Source organism: Gordonia sp. DT219 (assembly GCF_049847065.1).
Lineage (GTDB): Bacteria > Actinomycetota > Actinomycetes > Mycobacteriales > Mycobacteriaceae > Gordonia.
Window position 1 is genome coordinate 16,433 of sequence record NZ_JBNCNR010000025.1, and the last position, 20,258, is coordinate 36,690.

The window sequence follows — 20,258 nt, forward strand, 5'->3', positions numbered from 1 at the left end:
GTTGCGGGGTCGGCCTCGGCGTACTCAGTCCACCGGGCGCCTCCGTACCAGTGTTGCGCGCGCCGCCCGCGCCACCACCACCCCGTCCTGGTTGCGTCCGATGTGGAGCAGGCTGACCACGCCCTCGCCGGGACGCGAACGCGACTCGCGTTTGCCCGTGCACTCGGTCTCGGCATAGAGAGTGTCACCGGCGAACAGCGGGGCCGGGAAGGCGATGTCGGAGAACCCGAGATTGGCCACCAGCGTGCCCTGGGTGAGTTGGGAGACCGACAGTCCGACGATCGTGGACAGCGTGAACATCGAGTTGACGAGCCGCTGCCCGCCGAATCCGGGCTGGGTCGCCGACCACGCCGCGTCGAGATGCAGCGCCTGCGTGTTCATCGTCAGGGTGGTGAACAGGACGTTGTCGGCCTCGGTGACCGTCCGCCCGGGGCGGTGCTCGTAGAGCGTCCCCTCGGCGAACTCCTCGAACCAGAGTCCGCGTTGGACCACCCGATTCGTCATCTGCCCGGTGGCGGGCTCGGTACTCATGAGAATCCCAATTCGCGGGCGATCAGCATGAGCTGCACCTCGGTGGTGCCCTCACCGATCTCGAGGATCTTCGAATCCCGGTAGTGCCGGGCCACCGGATACTCGTTCATGAATCCGTAGCCACCGTGGATCTGGGTGGCCACCCGCGCGTTGTCCATCGCGGCCTCGCTCGCGATCATCTTGGCGATGGCGGCCTCCTTCTTGAACGGCTTGCCTGCCAGCATCTTTGCGGCCGCGTCGTAGTAGGCGGTGCGGGCGACGTGGGCGCGCGCCTCCATCCGGGCGATCGCGAACGACACCGACTGGTACTCGCCGATCGGTTTGCCGAAGGACTGACGTTCCTTGGCGTACTTCACGCTCTCGTCGACGCAGCCCTGCGCCACGCCGGTGGCGAGCGCCGCAATCGCGATGCGCCCCTCGTCGAGGATGGACAAGAAGTTGGCAAAGCCGCGCCCGCGCGTACCGAGCAGATTCTCCTTGGGGACACGCACATCGGTGAAGGTCAGCGGATGGGTGTCCGAGGCGTTCCACCCAACCTTGTTGTAAGCGGGTTCGGCGGTGAAGCCGGGGGTTCCGGCGGGAACGATGATGGTCGAGATCTCCTTGCGGCCACCATCTCTGGTGCCCGTCACCGCGGTGACCGTCACCAGTGAGGTGATGTCGGTTCCGGAGTTGGTGATGAACTGCTTGGAGCCGTTGATGATCCACGTGTCGCCGTCATCCACGGCTGTGGTGGCGGTGGCCCCGGCATCGGACCCGGCACCCGGCTCGGTCAGCCCGAAGCCGGCGAGCGCGCGGCCCGCGACGAGATCGGGCAACCACCGCTGTTGCTGCTCAGGCGTGCCGAACTTGTGAATCGGCATGGCGCCCAGGCCGACCCCGGCTTCGAGGGTGATGGCCACCGACTGGTCGACCTTGCCGAGTTCCTCGAGTGCCAGCGCGAGGGCGAAGTAGTCACCGCCCATACCGCCGTGTTCTTCGGGGAAGGGCAGTCCGAACAACCCCATCTTGCCCATCTGCGATACCACGTCGTACGGGAAGCTGTGCTCGGCATCGTGTTCGGCCGAGACCGGCGCCACCACCGACTGCGCGAAGTCGCGCACCGTGTGGATGAGGTCGGTGTATTCCTGGGTCAATTCCATGCGTGAAGGCCCTTTCCCGAGGACGTCGGAAGTGAAAGATGAATGGGCATATCGGGGTGCATCATGATGCGTCCCGCTCTTGCGGTGGATCGATGTGGGCCAGTGTCGCCCCGGCGGCGACCTTGTCTCCCACCGATACCGAGATCATTGCTGTCCCGTCGATCGGAGCGCTCAGCGCGTGTTCCATCTTCATCGCCTCGACCACCACGATCGGTGCGCCCGCGGCGACCGGCTCGCCGGGGGTCGCGGGTATCGCGACGACGGTGCCGGGCATCGGGCTGACAATGGTGCCTGCGGCCTCGCCGGCATCGACGTCGAGGACTGTCCGGGTGAGTTCGACCACCCAGGTGCCCGGCGGACCGGATACCCACCACTGATCACCGATCCGGGCGATGGACCATTGCGCACTGATGCCGTCGACGATCAGGCGCGCCGTCCGGCCCGCGGACGTCGCCTGCTGCGCAAGGTATTCCACGCGAGCAGTCCACGGCGATGCCGACTCGTCGGCGGCGGCCGTGGCGTCATCTCCTTGTGCGGTGATGGTGACGTCGGCGCTCACCCACCGCTCGTCGGCGCCACGGACCTCTGCCGACACGGTGCTCCGGTGCTCACCCGCCGAGAGCCGGCTGATGACCGGGGCGTGGGCGCCGAGACGGAACCCGACGGCACTGTCCCAGACGTCGTCGGTGCACCGGTTGCCGACGCGGGCCAGGCCGACCAGCGCGAGCGCCTCCGGAACCGGCTCGGGCGCAGCATAATCAGCGGCCAGGCGGTCGAGCAGTTCGGTGTCGAGCCGGGCCTCGATGACCTCCGGACGCGCCAGCACGAAGCGGCAGAAGTCGATGTTGGTGACCACACCGAGTACCCGGGTCTCGCTGAGGGCGTGATCGAGTCGCTCGATCGCCTCACCGCGGTCGGCACCATGGGCGATGACCTTGGCGAGCATCGGATCGTAGTCACTGCCGACGACGAGTCCGGGCAGCATCGCCGAATCGAGCCGAATCCCTTGCCCGGTGGCCGTATCGGGCTCGAGCAGCGACACGATCTCGCCGCCGGTCGGCAGGAATCCCCGCGCGGGGTCCTCGGCGTACACACGTGCCTCGATCGCGTGTCCGCGCATCTGCACATCCTGCTGTGCGATCGCGAGGACTTCGCCGCGGGCGACGCGAATCTGCTGTTCCACCAGGTCGATTCCGGTCACCATCTCGGTCACCGGGTGCTCGACCTGGAGCCGGGTGTTCATCTCCATGAAGAAGAACTCGTGCGGGCGGTGTGCGGAGACGATGAACTCGACGGTGCCGGCGCCGGTGTAACCGACACTGCGCGCCGCATCGCAGGCGGATCGACCGATGCGCTCGCGGGTCGTGGTGTCCAGTAGCGCCGACGGCGCCTCCTCGATGACCTTCTGGTGCCGGCGCTGAAGGGAGCACTCACGCTCACCGAGATGAATGACGTTGCCGTGGTTGTCGGCGAGCACCTGCACCTCGATGTGGCGGGGGGTGTCGACGAAGTGCTCCAGGAACAAGGCGTCGTCGCCGAACGCGGCCGACGCCTCGCGCCGGGCGGCCGCCAGTGCGTCGGGCAGTCCGGCGGGATCGTCGACGCGGTGCATCCCCTTGCCGCCACCACCGGCGCTGGGCTTGATCAGCACCGGGAATCCGATCTCGGGTGCGGCGGCGACGAGGTCGGCGTCGGTCAGGCCGGGCCGGGACAGCCCCGGCACCACCGGCACCCCGCGCTCGGTGACCGCGGCGCGCGCGGTGATCTTGTCGCCCATCGTCGCGATCGCGGAAGCGGGCGGGCCGATGAAGGTGATCCCCGCCTGGGTCAGCGTGTCGGCGAATCTCTGGTTCTCCGAAAGGAATCCGTAGCCGGGGTGCACCGCGTCGGCGCCGGCGGCCTGCGCCGCACGCACCACCGCGGCAATGTCGAGATAGTTGCCGGGGCTGCGCGCGGCCGATCCCAGATGTACGGCGGTGTCGGCCTCGCGGACGTGCCGGGCGTGCGCGTCGGGGTCGGTGTAGACGGCGACACTGCGCAGCCCCAGGCGGCGCAGCGTGGCGATCACGCGGCACGCGATCTCACCGCGGTTGGCGACCAGGACGGTACGGATGGGCCGCGGTGTCGGCGGCATGGGTTGCCGATCGACGGAATCGGTGGCCGACGCATCACTTGTGGTGGCGGCCGAACCCAGGTCAGGAGTAAGTGTCATGTCGCCTCACATCCGGAAGACGCCGTAGCGCGGTTCGGGCATCGGGGCATACCGGCACGTCTCCAGGGCCAGTCCGAGCACGGTCCGGGTGTCGGCCGGGTCGATGATGCCGTCGTCCCACAGGCGCGCGGTCGAGTAGTACGCGTCGGATTGCCGGTCGAACTGATCGCGGATCGGCTCTTTGAAGGTCTCTTCGTCGCCGGTCGTCCATTCGCCGCCGGAGCGTTCGATCTGGTTGCGCCGCACCGTGGCGAGGGTGTCGGCGGCCTGTGGGCCGCCCATCACCGAGATCCGGGCGTTGGGCCAACTCCACAAGAAGCGGGGCGAATACGCGCGTCCGCACATCGAGTAGTTGCCTGCCCCGAACGAACCGCCGATCATCACGGTGAGCTTCGGCACGCGCGCACATGCCACCGCGTTGACCATCTTGGCGCCGCTCTTGGCGATGCCGCCCTCCTCGTACGCGCGTCCCACCATGAAGCCGGTGATGTTCTGCAAGAACACGAGTGGGATGCGGCGCTGGTCGCAGAGCTCGATGAAATGCGCTCCCTTGAGAGCGGATTCGCTGAACAGCACACCGTTGTTGGCGATGATGCCCACCGGGTGCCCGTGCAGCCGGGCGAACGTCGTCACCAGAGTGGTGCCGTAATTCTCCTTGAACTCGGTGTGCTCACCGCCGTCGACGAGGATCTCGATCACCGCGCGCACGTCGTACGGGGTGCGCGAGTCGGTGGGCACGACGTCGTAGATGTCGGTCTGGGGCCGGGCGGCCGGGCGCGCTGCGGAGCGTTCCCATTGGGCGGGGTCGCGCGGCCCGAGGGTCCCGACGATCTCACGCACCCTCGCCAGCGCCTGCTCGTCGTTGTCGACGAGGTGATCGGTCACCCCCGACACCGACGAGTGCATGGCCCCGCCGCCGAGGTCCTCGGCGGAGACGTCCTCGCCGGTGGCGGCTTTCACCAGCGGCGGACCGGCAAGGAAGATCGTCCCCTGATTGCGCACGATGACGGTCTCGTCGCTCATCGCGGGCACATACGCCCCGCCGGCCGTGGACGACCCGAGCACCGCCGAGATCTGCGGGATGCCCGCCGCACTCATGGTGGCCTGGTTGAAGAAGATGCGGCCGAAGTGATCGCGGTCGGGGAACACCTCGTCCTGCTGTAGAAGCATCGCGCCCCCGGAATCGACGAGGTAGATGCACGGCAGCCGGTTGGCCGCGGCGATCTCCTGTGCCCGCAGATGTTTCTTCACCGTCATCGGGTAATACGTGCCGCCCGAGACCGTCGCGTCGTTGGCGACGATCATGCATTCGCGGCCGGCCACCCGACCGACCCCGGCCACCACACCGGCAGCGGGCACCTTGCCGTCGTACATGCCGTGCGCGGCGAGCGGCGCCACCTCGAGGAAGGGCGATCCGACGTCGAGCAAGCCGTCGACCCGATCCCGCGGCAGCAGTTTGCCGCGCGACGCGTGCCGCTCGCGCGCCCGGTCACCGCCGCCACGTGCCGCGGTCTGCAGCTGCGCGCGCAGCGTGGCGACGTTGCGCCGGTGCGTGACACCAGACGTCGTGACACCGGACGTCGTGACACCGGGAGTCGTGGTCGTGACAGTCACCGACCCGCCTTTCAGTTACTGGTCATTAACTGAACTGACTGTAACGCACATCACGGCCGGTGTCACGCCCCCGGACTTCACCGCATGAAGATCGGCGTGACGCCCGTCACCATTTTTCGTATGGTGATGGTGAGCCCACCACCCCCGGGCTCACCACCGGACGCCCCCACCCACGGGGCGCAACAATTTCAGAAGGCCAGGAGAAACCATGACCCTCGCCCCGGATGCCCGCCCCGTGAGCAGTCTCGAAGACCGTTACGTCCGCGAATCGGGCACCGTCTTCCTCGGTGGCATCGCCGCACTGGTCCGCATGGTGCGCGATCGAGCGCTCGTCGATCGCCGCATGAACCGGCCGACTGCCTCGTTCATCTCCGGCTACGAGGGCTCACCGCTGGCCGGTTACGACCTCGAACTCGCGCGCCGCCGATCGTTGCTCGAACCCCTCGACATCGTGCATCGGCCCGGCCTCAACGAAGAGCTGGCCGCGACATCGGTGATGGGATCGCAGGTGGCCGCGCAGGTCACCGGACTGGCTCCGGACGCCGCCGGCCGTGCCCGCTCGGGCATCGTCGGCTACTGGTACGGCAAGGCGCCCGGTCTCGACCGCGCCTCGGATGCACTGCGGCACGCGAACATCATCGGCACACACCCCGACGGCGGGGCGGTCGTCCTCGTCGGCGACGATCCGGGCGCGAAGAGTTCCACCGTGCCGTGCGCCTCGGAGATGGCGCTGGCCGACCTCTACATCCCGACGCTGTATCCGGCCGACTCCCAGGACATCCTGGATCTCGGTGTCCACGCGGCACATCTGAGCCGCGTCAGCGGTCTGTGGACGTCGATGAAGATCTCCGCGCATGTCGCCGACGGCGCGTCCACCGTGCACCTCGACCCCACCCGCATCACGCCCGAATACGGCGGACTGGGTCGGAGCCCGCACATCCCGTCCGGGCGGCTACTCGGCGCCAATCTCATGGAGCTCGAACAGAATCAGCTCACCATCCGGATGCCACGGGCGCACGAGTACGCGCGACTCAACGGCCTCAACCGAATCGTGGTGCGCAGCGGCGACGACCGTATCGGCATCGTCGCCGCGGGCAAGACGTACCTCGACGTCCGCGAGGCGCTGCATCTGATGGGGCTGACCGAGGCAGACCTGAACCGCCTCGGTATCCGCATCCTCAAGTTGGGCATGATCTATCCGCTCGAGCGGGACATCCTGCGCCGCTTCATCACCGACACCACCGCCGGGCACCTCGACGAGGTGATCGTCGTCGAGGAGAAGCGCGACTTCATCGAGACGATGATGCGCGACATCCTGTTTCGTGATCCGGTTGCACCGCACATCGTCGGCAAACTCAACGAGGACGGCTCGACGCTGTTCTCCCGGTTCGGTGAACTCGACGTCGACGCCGTCACCCGCGGCCTGGCCACCCGGCTCGCACGTCACCATCACGTCGACGCCGCCATCGACTGGCTGGACCGCAGCAGCCGTCGCCCCACGCGTATCGAACTGCCGCTCGCCGCGCGCACCCCGTACTTCTGCTCGGGCTGCCCGCACAACAGCTCCACCCAGGTGCCCCACACCGCAGACGAGGGTGCGCCGGATTCCGGGCACACCCTCGTCGGCGCCGGAATCGGTTGTCACGCCATGGTTCTGTTCATGGACCCCGATCAGGTCGGTGACGTCACCGGCGTCACCCAGATGGGCGGCGAAGGCGCGCAGTGGCTGGGGATGGCGCCCTTCGTCGCCGCCGATCACTTCATTGCGAACCTCGGTGACGGCACGTTCACCCATTCCGGGTCGCTGGCGATCCGCGCCGCCGTCGCCGCCGGCGCGCACATCACCTACAAGCTGCTCTACAACGGCACCGTGGCGATGACCGGCGGACAGGACCCGGTCGGCGGATTCGGTCTGCCCCAGTTGACGAAACTGCTTCTCGCCGAAGGAGTCAAGCGAATCGTCATCACCTCCGACGACGTCGCACGCACCAGATCCGCCGCCCTGCCGTCGCAGGTGCACGTCCGCGGCCGCGCCGATCTCGCCGACGTGCAACGCGAACTCGCGACCGTCGACGGTGTCACCGTACTGATCCACGACCAGCAATGTGCGGCGGAGAAACGCCGCAAACGCAAGCGCGGCACCATGGACACCCCGACGACCCGGGTGATGATCAACGAGCGCATCTGCGAGGGTTGTGGCGACTGCGGTGCGAAGTCCAATTGCCTGTCGGTACACCCGGTCGAGACGGAGTTCGGCCGCAAGACCCGCATCGATCAGAGCTCGTGCAACCTCGACTACTCATGCCTGCAAGGCGATTGCCCGTCATTTGTCACCATCACCCCGGGCCCCACGGAGGCAGCGGCCACCGCCGCACCCCTGCTCGCAACCGCCCTGCCCGCAACCGCCCTGACTGCACCGGCCGGCGGCCGCGATCTCCTGGACTCCGCCGATGGTGTCGCGACCATCCGGATCACGGGTATCGGCGGCAGCGGCGTGGTCACCATCTCCCAGATCCTGGCCACCGCAGCCACTCTCGACGGCCATGCCGCGCGCACCGTCGACATGACCGGGCTCGCCCAGAAGGGCGGGGCGGTCATCAGCGACCTGAAGATCTCGCGGGCGCCGATCGAGGTGGCGGCCAAGGTCGCCGCCGGCACCTGCGATCTGTATCTGGCCTGCGATTCGCTGGTCGCCGCCGACGCCACCAACCTCAAGGTCGCCGCGCCCGACCGCACCACCGCGGTGGTGTCGACGACCCGCGTACCCACCGGAAAGATGGTCGTGGACACCGCCGTCGGCTTCCCGTCGGACACGCAGATCCATGACGTGATCGACTCTCGCGTCGCGCGGACGATCTACCTCGACCCGGGCGCATTGTCGAGCGCGCTGTTCGCCCACGAGCAGTATGCGAACATGCTCGCAGTCGGCGCCGCCTACCAGGCGGGCGCACTACCGATCAGCGCCGAATCACTCGAGCGTGCAATCACTCTCAACGGCGTCTCGGTCACCGAGAACATCGCGGCGTTCCGGCGCGGGCGGCAGGCGGTCGCCGACCCGGACGCGGTGCGCACCGAGATCGCCCGGTTGCATCCCGCCGCCACCGAAGCGAAGCCGAGCGCCTGGGCGAGCGGGCTGGTCGCGGCCTTGGCCCGGGTGGATGCCGAACCGATGGACGCCGAGTTGGCCCGCACCATCGCGATCCGCGTCGACGATCTCGTCGGCTACTCCGGAACGCGTTGCGCGCGTGACTACCTCGACACCGTGGCGCGGGTACACCGGTGCGGTGCGGGCCCCGAGCTCACCGACGCCGTGGCCCGCAACCTGTACAAGCTGACCGCCTACAAGGACGAGTACGAGGTGGCGCGCCTGACCGGCGACCCGGGGTTCGAAGCGCAGGTCACCGATCGGTACGGATCCGGTGCGACGACCGCCATCCGGTTGCACCCGCCGACGATTCGGTCGCTGGGCATGAAGGACAAGATCGCGCTCGGCCCCTGGGCGCGACCGGCTCTGCACACCCTGGCCCGGATGAAGCGGCTCCGCGGGACCCCGCTCGACCCGTTCGGCCGCACCGAGATCCGCCGCACCGAACGCGCCCTCGTCGACGAATACCGCGGCCTCCTCGACTCCGTCATCACCGCGTGGGAGACGGGAAGGGTCGGGCCGCAACAGTATTCGTCGCTGGTGGAGCTCGCCGGCCTACCCGATGCGGTACGCGGCTACGAGAGCATCAAGATGGCCAACGTCGCCCGCTACCACGAGACGCTGAACCGGATGCGGACCGAACTCGGGGTGTGAACGGCCCGCAGCCGTATTCAATTCCTCGACAACCCGCCGAGTACCGCAGCACCGATGAGGAAGGCCACCTGCAGGAATCCGAAGATCAACGCCACGATCGCGCCGGCGCCGACGCCGATGACCGGCACCGATGTGGTGATCACGGCGGCGGAGAACAACGCCAGCCAGGCACCGGCCGCGATCACCGCGAGGAACGGCACCGCCCGGCGGAATCGCGGCACCAGTACCAGTGCCGCCGCGATCGCCACCGCACCGAGCAGGATCAGGAACTTGCCGGGGTTGAGCACGATCTCGTAGGAGGCGAATCCGGGGATTCCGGAGTTGCCGGACTCGTAGTTCTGCGACCAGTTGTCGAGCTCGGACTCGCTGACGCCGGTGTTGGGCACCACCCAGCTGACGAAGCCCATGAAGTAGGTGATGAGCCCGGCCACCGTCGACGCGACGAGCAGAATCGCCGGTAGTTGCGCACGCACGTCGAATTGGCGTGGCGGCGGTGGCGGCGGTCCCCACTGCTGTCCTGCCGTCGACCACTGCCCCGAGGGCGTACCGGGCTGCGGATAGAAGCCCTGGGTATTGGGACCCGGCGCAGGTTGCGGCCCGCCGTGCTGCCCGTGCACAACGGTCGGCTGACCCTCGGTCGGGGGCTGACCGGCGGCCCAGCCCGGCTGGGGATTGTTCGGGTCACCTGGATTCACTTGCGTGCTCGCTTTCGCCTCGGCCGGAACGGGTCATTCACGGCATTCGTGTGCGTGTCAGCGTAGAGGCAGCCGACGGGGAACGGGGACACAGCGGCGCGGATTCATCCGACGGAACGGCACGGTTCCCGCTCGATGATTTGCTTCCCGCTCACCGAGATCGTCGAGCGCGAAGCAAATGGTCGAGCGGGACGCTCGCTCAGACCCGGGCGTGCAATGCGGCCGCTGCCATCGCGGTGAGCAGGCCGCGCAACCGGTCGGCGTCGAAGTCGGGCAACCGTGGTGAGGAGTTGAGCAGGCCGAACATGGCATGTACCCGGACGCGGGCCTCGGCCCGGTCGAGCCGGCCGGTGCCCGCGTCGACGGCGGCCATCGTCACCTCGACCCAGTCCTCGACGTAACGGCGCTGCAGGCGACGCACCTCATGGTTGGCCGCGGGCGTCAGCGACGACAGGTCGCGGTCCTGCACGGTGATGAGATCGGGCTTGGTGACCAGGACGTCGATGTGGAAGGCGATCAGCGCGTCGAGCGTCTCGTCGGGCGTGCCCCCGCGCGCCACCACCTCGTGGCCCCCGGCGTAGAGGCGGCGCGAGATGTCGAGGAGCATCTCGTCGAGCAATTCGGTCTTCGACGAGAAATGCCGGTACATCGCGGGCCCGCTCACCCCGACCGCGCCGCCGATGTCCTCGAGTCGCACCCCGGCGAAGCCGCGTTCGGCCATCTGCCGGGCCGCTGCCGTCAGCAACTCCGCGCGGCGCGCGGCCTTGGCCGCCCTACGACGGGTGGCCGGGCGTGGACCCGTCCCGGCCGCCCCGGCGCCGCCGTCCGGCACGGTCACCACTTGTCGGTCACCACCTGTCGAGGTGGAGTACCTCGTCGAGCGGCTTGCGCCCGGCCGGTTTGAAGTCGACGCCCAAGGTGTAGGCGACGGGCAACAACACACCCTGATGCACGGTGGGCGGGATGCCGAGGAGTTCGGCGACCTCCTTCTCGTACGTCAGGTGCAGGGTCGTCCACGCCGATCCGAGCCCACGGGCGCGCAGCGCCAGACTCAGGTTCCAGGCCCCCGGCAGCAGCGAGCCCCACACCCCGGCCTGATTGCCCTCCGGGAGGTCACCGCCGGTGTAGAGGGCGCCGATCACCAGCACCGGGACCTTGCCCATCACATCGGCGAGGTATTGCGCGCTGGAGGCAACGCGGCGGGCGGTGTCGTCGGCGGCGGCGCGCTGCTGGGCGTAGGCGGCAAAGGACCGCGCGTACAAGGCGGCGACCTTCTCCTTGATCTCCGGGTCGGTCAGCACGATCCAGTGCCAGGTCTGGCTGTTGGAGCCGGTGGGCGCCTGCAGGGCGACCTCGAGCGCTTCTTTGATCACCTCGATGGGCACGGGCCGGTCGAGGTCGAGGCGTTTGCGGACCGTTCGGGTGGTGGTGAGCAGCTGGTCGGGGTCGAGGGGCAGGAGCTCGGTCATGGGTGCCTCATCTCTGTCGCGACGGTGCGACGGTCGGAAATTCGGGTCGGTCGGTTCACGTCTCGATTCACGCGTCTCGGTTCACCCGTCTCAGCGGTGCCGTGCGCGCCGCGCCAGCCAGTTGCCGAAGTACTGACCCACCTGTACCAGGATCACCAACAACGCGATCACCACAACGGTCAATTTCCAGTCGAACTGCTGATAACCGTACTGGAAGGCGAAGTCGCCGAGGCCGCCGCCGCCCACATATCCGGCCATCGCCGACATGTCGACGATCGCGACGAAGATGAAGGTGTAGCCGAGGACGAGCGGGGCGAAGCCCTCCGGGACCACGATCGTCACCAGGGTGCGCAGACGACTCGCGCCCGACGCACGGGCGGCCTCGACGACGCCCGGGTCCACCGACACCAGACTCTGTTCGACGACGCGGCCGATCACCACCATCGCCATCAAGGTCATCGGGAAGATGGCGGCCTCGGTACCGATGCGGGTGCCCATCACCGTCTTGGTCAGCGGCGCGATCGCGGTGATGAAGATGATGAACGGGATCGGCCGGACGATGTTGACGATCACGTTGAGTCCGTTGAAGACCCACCCGTTCGACCACAGATTGCCCGGGCTGGTCGCATAGAGCACCACCCCGATCAGCAAGCCGAGTGCACCACCGATGAGCAACGTGAACCCGACCAACTGGAAGGTCTGCCCGATCGCCTCGAACAGCAACGGACGCAGTTCGTCTCCGAATACCCGGGTGAAGCCGCCGTCGGCGACGGTCGAGGTCGCACTCATCGTGATCGGCTTTCGTGGACGACGACGCCTGGCGCCGAACGACTCTCGTCGACGATCTGCTCGATTGCGTCATCGGCGGCGGTCACCTCGTAGGTCAACGCGCCGAACGGCCGCCCGCCGAGATCGGCGATCCCGCCGTGGATCACCGATGCACTGCCGCCGTGGGCGGCGGCGAGCGCCGGCAGATCGAAGCGCGCCGAATCGTCGCGGATCTCCACCGTGAGCAGCCGTCCGTGGTGCCGGGCGCGCAAGGTGTCGAGGAGATCGGTGTCCGGCACGCCCGCGACGGCGTGGCGCACGAGCCCGCGGGTGACCGCGGAGTGCGGGTGCGCGAACACATCGTAGACCTCGCCGTGGTCGACGAGACGGCCGTCGGCGAGCACGGCGACCCGGGCGCACACCTCGCGCACCACATCCATCTCGTGGGTGATCACCACGATCGTCGTGCCCAGATCGGAATTGATGCGGCGCAACAGTTTCAGGATGTCGTCGGTGGTCTGCGGGTCGAGGGCGCTCGTCGCCTCGTCGGCGATCAGGATCGACGGCGAGGTCGCGAGCGCGCGAGCGATACCCACACGCTGTTTCTGTCCGCCCGACAACGCCGACGGCCACGCCTTGGCCCGGTCGGCGATGCCGACGAACTCCAGGAGTTCGGCCACCCGGGCACGCCGACGCGATTTCGCCACACCCGCCACCTGCAGCGCGAAACCCACATTGCCGGCGACCGTTCGGGAATTGAACAGGTTGAATTGCTGGAAGACCATCCCGATCCGAGTCCGCAGCTCGTTGAGTTCGTGTTCGCGTGCGGTGCCGTGATCGCGGCCGTCGACGAGGACCTGCCCCGTCGTGGGACGTTCGAGGCCGTTGATCAAACGCGCGAGCGTCGACTTCCCGGCACCCGACGGGCCGATGATCCCGACGATCTCGCCGGTCCCGATGCGCAGGCTGACGTCGTCGAGCACATTCGGCGCATTCTTGCCGAAACGTTTGGCCACGCCGATGAATTCGACTGCGGCCGGCGTCACGTCCGGCCCGCGGGTCGCGACCTCAGGAGCCATTGGCCCGGACGTCGGCCTCCAATTGCTTCAGCGTCTGCTGGAGGTCGGACGGGGCGTTGTCCTTGATCACCCCGGCATCGCCGAGCGACTTCTTCACCGCCGCGATCACCTCGGGATCGTGGTAGATCTTCACGAGCTTCGCGTAGGTCGCGTTGTCCTTGTCGCCGGCACGGGCGACGAACGCATTGATGTAGGGCTTGGCGCCCGCCGAGTTCGGATCGTCGGACGCGATGATCTGATCGCTGGTCAGCTTGGCCGACGTCGCGTAGTTGTTGTTGACGATCGCGGCCGCCACCGAGTCGAGGTTCGCCGCGGTCTGCCCGGCGTCGACGGGCACCACCTTCACCTTGGACCGGGCCTCATCGACGTCTGCCGGGGTCGAGAAGACGTTGCCCGGCTTGGTCAACGTGACCAGGCCGGCCTGCTCGAGCACCAACAGGCCGCGGGCCTGATTGGTCGGATCGTTCGGGATGGCCACCTGCGCGCCCTGCGGGATCTCGCCCACCGACTTGTACTGCTTGGAGTACAGCGGCAGCGGGTAGACGGCGGTCGCCCCGATGGGCACCAGATCCTGGTTGTTCTTGGCGTTGTAGGTCGCCAGGTACAGCAGATGCTGGAACTCGTTGAGGTCCAGCTCGCCCTCGGCCAGGGCCGGATTGGGCTGGTTGTAGTCGGTGAAGTTGACCAGCTTCACATCGATGCCCTGCGCAGAAGCCTTCTGCTTGAAGACATTCCAGTACGACTCCGACGCATCGGCGACACCGATCTTGACGGTGTGGGCGTCGTCGTCACTACCACACGCCGTGATCAGTGCCCCGGCGAACACGAGTGAGAGCAACACGACCAGAATCCGCGAACGCACGCCGATACCTCCAAGAGTCCGAAACCGACCTGCCGAACGTTATCGCCCGTTTTCGCCGCCGTCGGCGCCCGCGCATCGGCCGAGCCGCCGTGGCTGCCGGTGGACCTGCGACGATGGCCGTCCGAACGAATTACGTTCACCCTGCCTGCAATGCGGCCACCGGCCACGTGCTCACAGCAGCCCGTGGCGGAGAAGGTGCTCGACGAGTCCGGGCGTCAGCGGCAGGTCGCGCATCTCCTCGGGCGAAAACCATCCCGCGTCGGCGGCATCGTCACCGGCGAGGACGTCGGTCGTGCGGGCGACGGCGACGAAGTCGTGGACCTCGAAGACCGCACCACGTCCGTCGGGGATGTCGAGCGCCCACACCTCGCGCCCGACCTCGACCTCGATTCCGGTCTCCTCGCCGATCTCGCGGATCACGGCCTGCGGCAACGTCTCCGGAGGCTCGACCTTGCCGCCGGGCACCGACCACAGACCCGCCTGCGGCTCACGTCCGCGCTGCACGAGCAGGAACCGGCCGTCGTCGTCGCGCACGACCGCTCCGACGGCGAGAATACGGTCGGTCATCGCGCTTGTCCGCTCCCGGGTACGGGCACCCGCACGCGAGATGCGGGGTCCGGGGCGGCGATCGCGTCGAGTTCCTCGGCGATCGCCGAATGTACCAGTCGTGCGATCGATGCCGCATCGGCACTGGGAACGATCCGATCGATGACGCCGACCCCGGCAAGTTCTGCAGCCCGAATGTGTTGGCCCGCAGCAACTTGGGCCGCGTGCTCGGTGTCGTGGTGGACGATCAGGCTCGCACCCTCCGGCGGCAACGGCGACAGCCAGGCGTCGTCGAGGGCGATTCGCCGGTCGGCCGGGAACAAGGCAAGCGCGGCGCCGCCAGCACCCTGCCCGAGCAGCACCGACACGGCGATCACCGGCAGTGCGATGAGTTCGGCTGTGCAGCGGGCGATCTCGCCAGCCAGCCCACCCTCCTCGGCCGCGACCGACAGTTCGGCGCCCGGGGTGTCGATGACGGTGACCACCGGCACACGCAGTTCGGCGGCGAACGTGAGCGCGCGGCGCACCATCCGCAGATGGGCCGGTCCGATCAGCGCACCGGCTCGTTGACGCTCGGCGTCCTGGCCGACGACGACGACCGTGGCGGCACCGAAACGGCTCAGCGCCAAGACGATCGGACCGGTGTCGCCGAGGATGGCGGTGTCTTCGGTATCGATCAGTGCGTGCACGCCCGGACGTCCGGCGCCGCGGGTGGCCGTCACCGCCGTCCACACCCGATCCGGACCGCCGGCGGGTTCGGCGGCCGGCTCGGCGGGGTCGGATACCCGTGGCTCGGCCGGGCCCGGCGCGCCGCCCCGTTCACCCAGCGCGGCGAGGATCACGCGAATCCGCTCGCGCAGATCGCCGAGCGCGACGACGTCGTCGATGACTGCGTGCGCGGCCAGGTTCTCGGCACGCTGCACGTCGTCGGGCATCGGTGCGCCGGCGAGTCCGGCGACGACCCGCGGGCCCAGAAAGCCGATCAACGCACCGGGTTGCGCCCAGGTGAGCTGCCCGAGCGATCCCCAGGATGCGAACACCCCTCCGGTCGTCGGATGACGCAGATAGGTGAGGTAGAGCAGTCCGGCGGCACGATGATCGAGGACCGCACCCGAGATGGCCGCCATCTCCAGGAAGGCCGGGGTGCCCTCCTGCATGCGCGTGCCGCCCGAACACGGCAGGCCCACCACGGGAACGCCGTCGCGGGTGGCGCGGCGGATCGCCGTGGTGATGCGGTGACCGGCGACGCGTCCGATCGAGCCGCCCAGGAAGCCGAATTCGCTGACGATCAACACCACCGGCCATCCGCCGATCCGCACCCGGCCGGTGCGCACCGACTCGTCGGCGCCGGATCGCTCTGCAGCACGGCGCAATTGATCGGCGTATCCGGCCGGCACCGCGACCGGTGGCGGCGTGTCGTCCCACGACTGCCACGAATCCCCGTCGGCCAGCATCTCGATCAGCGAAGCGGCCGACGGGCTTTCGCGGCCGGTCACCGTGAATACACCACCCGCGTGCGCACCACGAGATCGGCCACCGACCGCCGGCGCCGGTCGACGGCCACCCACAGGAGGCCCACGGCGAAGAACACGCACAGCAGCGCACGGAGAAACGCGATCGGAAGCCGCACGCGCGGTTTGTTCTTCCGGCTCACCAGCCGCAGTCCCATCACCACCGCACCCAGCGTCCGCCCGGACACACTCCAGCACACGGTCAGGTAGAGCACCGACACGGCGACGAAGGTGGTCGCGGTGAAGAAGGGGTTGGCATTCGGGAGCGAGAACCGATGCACGTCCACGACCAGCCGCGCCATCACCCAGCCCAGATACAGCGCCCCCATGACGGCGAGCACCAGCAGCAGATCGATGACCGCGCCGCACACGCGGCTGACGACACCCGCCGGCCGATCGGTATCCAGCACGACGTGCGGCCGGTCTGCCGAAACATGCTGCGAATCAGTCATCTTCGCGTCCTGCTGCGACGTCGTCGGCCGGCCGGTCGCCGTCGCGGACATCGTCGGCGACCTGAAGGGCCGTCTTGCGCCGCAGCATTCGGTTGACGAGCGTGGCGACGGCATCGTCGGCGCGTTCGCTGCTGCCACGCACATCGGTCATCACGTCGGCGGTGACCGACGTACTCGCCTCCCGGACGATGCCCGGCAGATCCACTCCCTCGATGATGTCGTCGGCGAGACCGATCAGATCGATCCGGCCGATGATCGCATCGATGTCCACACGCTCCACCGCGCCGTCGAGGTCGACGCGCGCGACGATCGTGTCGAGGTCGAGGTTGTCGAGGACGGCGTCGAGATCGAGTTCGGCGATGATCGCCGACAGATCGACGCGGCCGATCAGCGCCGCGATGTCGACCTGGGCGAGGAGCGCGTCGAGGTCGAGACGCGCGAGGACGGCGTCGAGATCGATCGCCCCGACGATCCGATCCAGGTCGATGGCGGCGACGAGCGGCGTCAGGTCCAGCGCGCTCAATTCGTCGACGATCGTGCGGATGAGCGCGCCGATCGAGTTCTCGGTGGTGGCGACGGCGAGGGTGCCGACGCCGTCGATGACGTCGTGCGCGGAGCGCCGGGCCGCGGTCACCGCCCCACCGGCGACCGGGACGCGTTCGGCGGCGTCGGCGGCCGCCGATGCCAGCTGCCAGGGCAGGCGCAAGACTCCCTGCAGTCCGCTCGCTGCCGAAGCCGTGTCGCCCACCGACGGATTATCGCACGAGCCACGCCATCCACCGCGGCGTCGGCGATCCGGGCCGAGACGGTGACTTCTCGACGCGGCGTCAGTCATACTTCCGACAACCCACAGACAACGACCCGGACAGGGGACCGCCATGGCCGACACATACACGGTCACACGCCGCACCACTATCGCCGCTCCCGCGGCCCACATCCATGCGCGGGTCGTCGACCTGCACCGCTGGGTCGACTGGTCCCCGTGGGAGGGCGTCGATCCGGACCTGACCCGCACCTACACCGGACCGGAGCAGGGCGTCGGCGCACAGTACGCATGGTCGGGCAACCGCAAGGCGGGCGTCGGCCGGATGGAGATCATCGAGGACACCGCCCCGTCGCACGTCGCGGTCCGGGTGGACTTCGAGAAACCGATGAAGTCCAGCAGCGTCAGCACCTTCGACATCGCCGAGGACGGCGACAGCAGTGAGGTGACGTGGACGATGACCGGTCAACATTCCCTGTTCAGCCGCGTTGCCGCGCCCCTGGGGTTCTTCGACAAGCTGCTCGGCAAGGACTTCGCCAAGGGCCTGGCCGCGCTCAAGACGGTCAGCGAGGGCTGACGCACCTGCCGCCGAGAAGTGCCCCGGAAATGACGAACTCCCACCGACGCATGAACACTCATGCGCCAGTGGGAGTTTCGACGAACTCACCCAGGGGTGGCCTACAGCGACTGGTAGAGCTCCCGGGCCAGCGTGGCGGTCTCGCTCGGCGTCTTACCGACCTTGACACCGGCGGCCTCGAGGGCCTCCTTCTTGGCGGCCGCCGTGCCCGAGCTGCCGGACACGATCGCGCCGGCGTGGCCCATCGTCTTGCCCTCGGGCGCGGTGAAGCCCGCGACGTAGCCGACGACCGGCTTGGAGACGTTGGCCTTGATGTAGTCGGCCGCACGCTCTTCGGCGTCACCGCCGATCTCCCCGATCATCACGATGACCTTGGTCTCCGAGTCCTTCTCGAATGCCTCGATGGCGTCGATGTGGGTGGTTCCGATGACCGGGTCACCACCGATGCCGATGGCGGTGGAGAAACCGAGATCGCGCAGCTCGTACATCATCTGGTAGGTCAGCGTGCCCGACTTGGAGACCAGGCCGATCGGGCCCTTGCCGGTGATGTTGGCCGGGGTGATGCCGACCAGCGACTCGCCGGGGGTGATGACGCCCGGACAGTTGGGCCCGATGATCCGGGTCTTGTTGCCCTTGTCGACGTTGTAGGCCCACGCGTAGGCGGTGTCCTGCACCGGGATTCCCTCGGTGATGACGACCAGCAGCGGGATCTCGGCGTCGATCGCCTCGATGATGGCGTCCTTGGCGAACTTCGGCGGCACGAAGATGATCGAGGTGTCGGCCCCGGTCTCCTTGATCGCCTCGGCCACGCCACCGAATACCGGCAGCTCGACGGCCGAGCCGTCCTTGGCGGTGTGCGAGACGGTGGTGCCGGCCTTGCGGGCGTTGACGCCGCCGACGATGTTCGAACCCGCCTTGAGCATCAGCGCGGTGTGCTTGGTGCCCTCACCGCCGGTGATGCCCTGGACGATGATCTTGTTGTCTTTGTTCAGAAAGATCGACATGTGGCTAGTTCCTCACTTGCTCGCCAGTTCGGCGGCCTTGTCGGCGCCGGAGTCCATCGTGTCGGCGAGCGTCACCAGCGGGTGATTCGCATCGGCCAAGATCTTGCGGCCCTCGTCGACCTTGTTGCCGTCGAGGCGCACCACCAGCGGCTTGCTGGCGGTGGCGCCGAGCTTGTTCAGTGCACCGACGATGCCGTTGGCCACCGCGTCGCAGGCGGTGATGCCGCCGAAGACATTGACGAACACGCTCTTGACCTGCTCGTCACCGAGGATGACGTCGAGACCGGCGGCCATCACCTCGGCCGAGGCGCCACCACCGATGTCGAGGAAGTTCGCGGGCTTGACACCGTCGTGCTTCTCACCGGCGTAGGCGACGACGTCGAGGGTGGACATGACCAGGCCCGCCCCGTTGCCGATGATGCCGACCTGGCCGTCGAGCTTGACGTAGTTGAGATTGTTTTCCTTCGCCTTGAGCTCCAGCGGATCAGTGGCGTCGCGGTCGGCGAAGGCCTCGTGATCGGGGTGGCGGAAGTCGGCGTTCTCGTCGAGGGTGACCTTGCCGTCGAGGGCGAGGATCTGATCGTCGGGGGTGCGGACCAGCGGGTTGACCTCGACGAGGGTGGCGTCCTCGCCGACGAAGACGTCCCAGAGCTTGGCGATGGTGACCGCGGCGGCGTCGAGGACCTCCGCAGGCAGGTGGCCCTGCTCGGCGATCGACCGCGCGGTCGCGACGTCGACACCCTTCACCGCGTCGACCGGCACCCGGGCGAGCCGTTCGGGCTTTGTCGCGGCGACCTCTTCGATCTCCACGCCGCCCTCCACCGAGCACATCGCGAGGTAGGTGCGATTGGCACGATCGAGCAGGAAGGAGATGTAGTACTCCTCGGCGATGTCACTGGCCTCGGCGACCAGGAGCTTCTTGACGATGTGGCCCTTGATGTCGAGGCCCAGGATGTTCTCGGCGTGCGACTGTGCGTCATCGGGGGTCGCGGCATACTTGACGCCGCCTGCCTTGCCACGTCCGCCAACCTTGACCTGCGCCTTGATCATCACGGGCTTGCCGATTTCTTCGGCAATCGCCCGCGCATCGGCGGCAGTATCGGTTACCCGCCCGGGTGTGGTGGGAACCCCATGCTTGGCGAACAGTTCCTTCGCCTGGTATTCGAAGAGATCCATTCAGCTCACCATTCGTTGATTTGCCCGCTCGTCTGGGTGTAACGCGGGCCATAGGCGA

The 20,258-nt window shown here is 68.0% G+C and carries 18 protein-coding genes; 2 read left to right on the forward strand and 16 right to left on the reverse strand.

All coding sequences use genetic code 11. The features are described from left to right. Positions 1-24 precede the first annotated feature (24 nt). The 4 genes from ACPXB3_RS19330 to ACPXB3_RS19345 all read right to left on the reverse strand — a co-directional run bounded on the left by ACPXB3_RS19330 (position 25) and on the right by ACPXB3_RS19345 (position 5,499). The gene (locus ACPXB3_RS19330) at positions 25-531 is read right to left on the reverse strand and encodes a MaoC family dehydratase (protein ID WP_425729108.1); all 507 of its coding nucleotides are present in this window, start codon (positions 529-531) and stop codon (positions 25-27) included. Beyond that, positions 528-1,673, reverse strand: a complete 1,146-nt coding sequence (locus tag ACPXB3_RS19335) for an acyl-CoA dehydrogenase family protein (RefSeq protein ID WP_425706535.1) — start codon at positions 1,671-1,673, stop codon at positions 528-530. Before ACPXB3_RS19335 ends, ACPXB3_RS19330 begins: the two co-directional genes overlap by 4 nt. A 61-nt stretch (positions 1,674-1,734) precedes the next feature. Beyond that, positions 1,735-3,807, reverse strand: coding sequence for an acetyl/propionyl/methylcrotonyl-CoA carboxylase subunit alpha (locus ACPXB3_RS19340; protein ID WP_425706575.1), 2,073 nt, complete (start codon positions 3,805-3,807; stop codon positions 1,735-1,737). Between the two features lie 84 nt (positions 3,808-3,891). Beyond that, entirely contained in the window at positions 3,892-5,499 is a 1,608-nt protein-coding gene (locus tag ACPXB3_RS19345; RefSeq protein ID WP_425729110.1) for a carboxyl transferase domain-containing protein, read from the reverse strand. Positions 5,500-5,707: 208 nt separating this feature from the next. On the opposite strand from ACPXB3_RS19345, the gene ACPXB3_RS19350 reads away from it, so the two are divergent. Continuing rightward, positions 5,708-9,298 (forward strand): indolepyruvate ferredoxin oxidoreductase family protein, encoded by a 3,591-nt coding sequence (locus ACPXB3_RS19350; protein WP_425729112.1) that lies wholly within the window; start codon positions 5,708-5,710, stop codon positions 9,296-9,298. 17 nt (positions 9,299-9,315) lie between these two features. Here the strand turns inward: ACPXB3_RS19350 and ACPXB3_RS19355 are convergent, their stop codons facing one another. The 10 genes from ACPXB3_RS19355 to ACPXB3_RS19400 all read right to left on the reverse strand — a co-directional run bounded on the left by ACPXB3_RS19355 (position 9,316) and on the right by ACPXB3_RS19400 (position 17,428). Then, on the reverse strand, positions 9,316-9,993 hold the full coding sequence (locus ACPXB3_RS19355; protein WP_425706538.1) for a DUF5336 domain-containing protein: 678 nt from the start codon (positions 9,991-9,993) through the stop codon (positions 9,316-9,318). A gap of 199 nt (positions 9,994-10,192) precedes the next feature. Then, positions 10,193-10,831, reverse strand: coding sequence for a TetR/AcrR family transcriptional regulator (locus tag ACPXB3_RS19360; RefSeq protein ID WP_425729114.1), 639 nt, complete (start codon positions 10,829-10,831; stop codon positions 10,193-10,195). 10 nt (positions 10,832-10,841) lie between these two features. Beyond that, on the reverse strand, positions 10,842-11,462 hold the full coding sequence (locus tag ACPXB3_RS19365) for a nitroreductase family protein (RefSeq protein WP_425706540.1): 621 nt from the start codon (positions 11,460-11,462) through the stop codon (positions 10,842-10,844). 90 nt (positions 11,463-11,552) lie between these two features. Next, positions 11,553-12,251, reverse strand: coding sequence for a methionine ABC transporter permease (locus ACPXB3_RS19370; protein WP_425729116.1), 699 nt, complete (start codon positions 12,249-12,251; stop codon positions 11,553-11,555). Further along, positions 12,248-13,309 (reverse strand): methionine ABC transporter ATP-binding protein, encoded by a 1,062-nt coding sequence (locus tag ACPXB3_RS19375; protein ID WP_425729118.1) that lies wholly within the window; start codon positions 13,307-13,309, stop codon positions 12,248-12,250. The genes ACPXB3_RS19370 and ACPXB3_RS19375 overlap by 4 nt, the downstream gene beginning before the upstream one ends. Beyond that, a complete protein-coding gene (locus ACPXB3_RS19380; RefSeq protein ID WP_425729120.1) occupies positions 13,299-14,171 on the reverse strand; it encodes a MetQ/NlpA family ABC transporter substrate-binding protein in 873 nt (290 codons plus the stop codon). Before ACPXB3_RS19380 ends, ACPXB3_RS19375 begins: the two co-directional genes overlap by 11 nt. Positions 14,172-14,342: 171 nt before the next feature. Then, on the reverse strand, positions 14,343-14,738 hold the full coding sequence (locus ACPXB3_RS19385) for an NUDIX hydrolase (protein WP_425729122.1): 396 nt from the start codon (positions 14,736-14,738) through the stop codon (positions 14,343-14,345). After that, positions 14,735-16,213: a carboxyl transferase domain-containing protein gene (locus ACPXB3_RS19390; protein WP_425729124.1), complete on the reverse strand. Its 1,479-nt coding sequence runs from the start codon at positions 16,211-16,213 to the stop codon at positions 14,735-14,737. The genes ACPXB3_RS19385 and ACPXB3_RS19390 overlap by 4 nt, the downstream gene beginning before the upstream one ends. Then, on the reverse strand, positions 16,210-16,680 hold the full coding sequence (locus ACPXB3_RS19395; RefSeq protein WP_425729126.1) for an RDD family protein: 471 nt from the start codon (positions 16,678-16,680) through the stop codon (positions 16,210-16,212). The genes ACPXB3_RS19390 and ACPXB3_RS19395 overlap by 4 nt, the downstream gene beginning before the upstream one ends. After that, entirely contained in the window at positions 16,673-17,428 is a 756-nt protein-coding gene (locus ACPXB3_RS19400) for a hypothetical protein (RefSeq protein ID WP_425729128.1), read from the reverse strand. Before ACPXB3_RS19400 ends, ACPXB3_RS19395 begins: the two co-directional genes overlap by 8 nt. 130 nt (positions 17,429-17,558) lie before the next feature. Between ACPXB3_RS19400 and ACPXB3_RS19405 the strand changes: the two genes are divergently transcribed. Beyond that, the gene (locus ACPXB3_RS19405; RefSeq protein WP_425729130.1) at positions 17,559-18,020 is read left to right on the forward strand and encodes an SRPBCC family protein; all 462 of its coding nucleotides are present in this window, start codon (positions 17,559-17,561) and stop codon (positions 18,018-18,020) included. Between the two features lie 101 nt (positions 18,021-18,121). Here the strand turns inward: ACPXB3_RS19405 and sucD are convergent, their stop codons facing one another. Together sucD and sucC are read right to left on the reverse strand one after the other, a co-directional pair. Further along, entirely contained in the window at positions 18,122-19,024 is a 903-nt protein-coding gene (gene sucD, locus ACPXB3_RS19410) for a succinate--CoA ligase subunit alpha (protein ID WP_425729132.1), read from the reverse strand. A gap of 12 nt (positions 19,025-19,036) precedes the next feature. Beyond that, entirely contained in the window at positions 19,037-20,200 is a 1,164-nt protein-coding gene (gene sucC, locus ACPXB3_RS19415; protein WP_425706550.1) for an ADP-forming succinate--CoA ligase subunit beta, read from the reverse strand. Positions 20,201-20,258: the final 58 nt, after the last annotated feature.

Coding starts and splice junctions, on each gene's coding strand:
- ACPXB3_RS19330 (WP_425729108.1), bottom strand. CDS start 531: ATGAGTACCGAGCCCGCCACCGGGCAGATGACGAATCGGGTGGTCCAA.
- ACPXB3_RS19335 (WP_425706535.1), bottom strand. CDS start 1,673: ATGGAATTGACCCAGGAATACACCGACCTCATCCACACGGTGCGCGAC.
- ACPXB3_RS19340 (WP_425706575.1), bottom strand. CDS start 3,807: ATGCCGCCGACACCGCGGCCCATCCGTACCGTCCTGGTCGCCAACCGC.
- ACPXB3_RS19350 (WP_425729112.1), top strand. CDS start 5,708: ATGACCCTCGCCCCGGATGCCCGCCCCGTGAGCAGTCTCGAAGACCGT.
- ACPXB3_RS19365 (WP_425706540.1), bottom strand. CDS start 11,462: ATGACCGAGCTCCTGCCCCTCGACCCCGACCAGCTGCTCACCACCACC.
- ACPXB3_RS19370 (WP_425729116.1), bottom strand. CDS start 12,251: ATGAGTGCGACCTCGACCGTCGCCGACGGCGGCTTCACCCGGGTATTC.
- ACPXB3_RS19375 (WP_425729118.1), bottom strand. CDS start 13,309: ATGGCTCCTGAGGTCGCGACCCGCGGGCCGGACGTGACGCCGGCCGCA.
- ACPXB3_RS19385 (WP_425729122.1), bottom strand. CDS start 14,738: ATGACCGACCGTATTCTCGCCGTCGGAGCGGTCGTGCGCGACGACGAC.
- ACPXB3_RS19395 (WP_425729126.1), bottom strand. CDS start 16,680: ATGACTGATTCGCAGCATGTTTCGGCAGACCGGCCGCACGTCGTGCTG.
- ACPXB3_RS19405 (WP_425729130.1), top strand. CDS start 17,559: ATGGCCGACACATACACGGTCACACGCCGCACCACTATCGCCGCTCCC.
- sucD (WP_425729132.1), bottom strand. CDS start 19,024: ATGTCGATCTTTCTGAACAAAGACAACAAGATCATCGTCCAGGGCATC.
- sucC (WP_425706550.1), bottom strand. CDS start 20,200: ATGGATCTCTTCGAATACCAGGCGAAGGAACTGTTCGCCAAGCATGGG.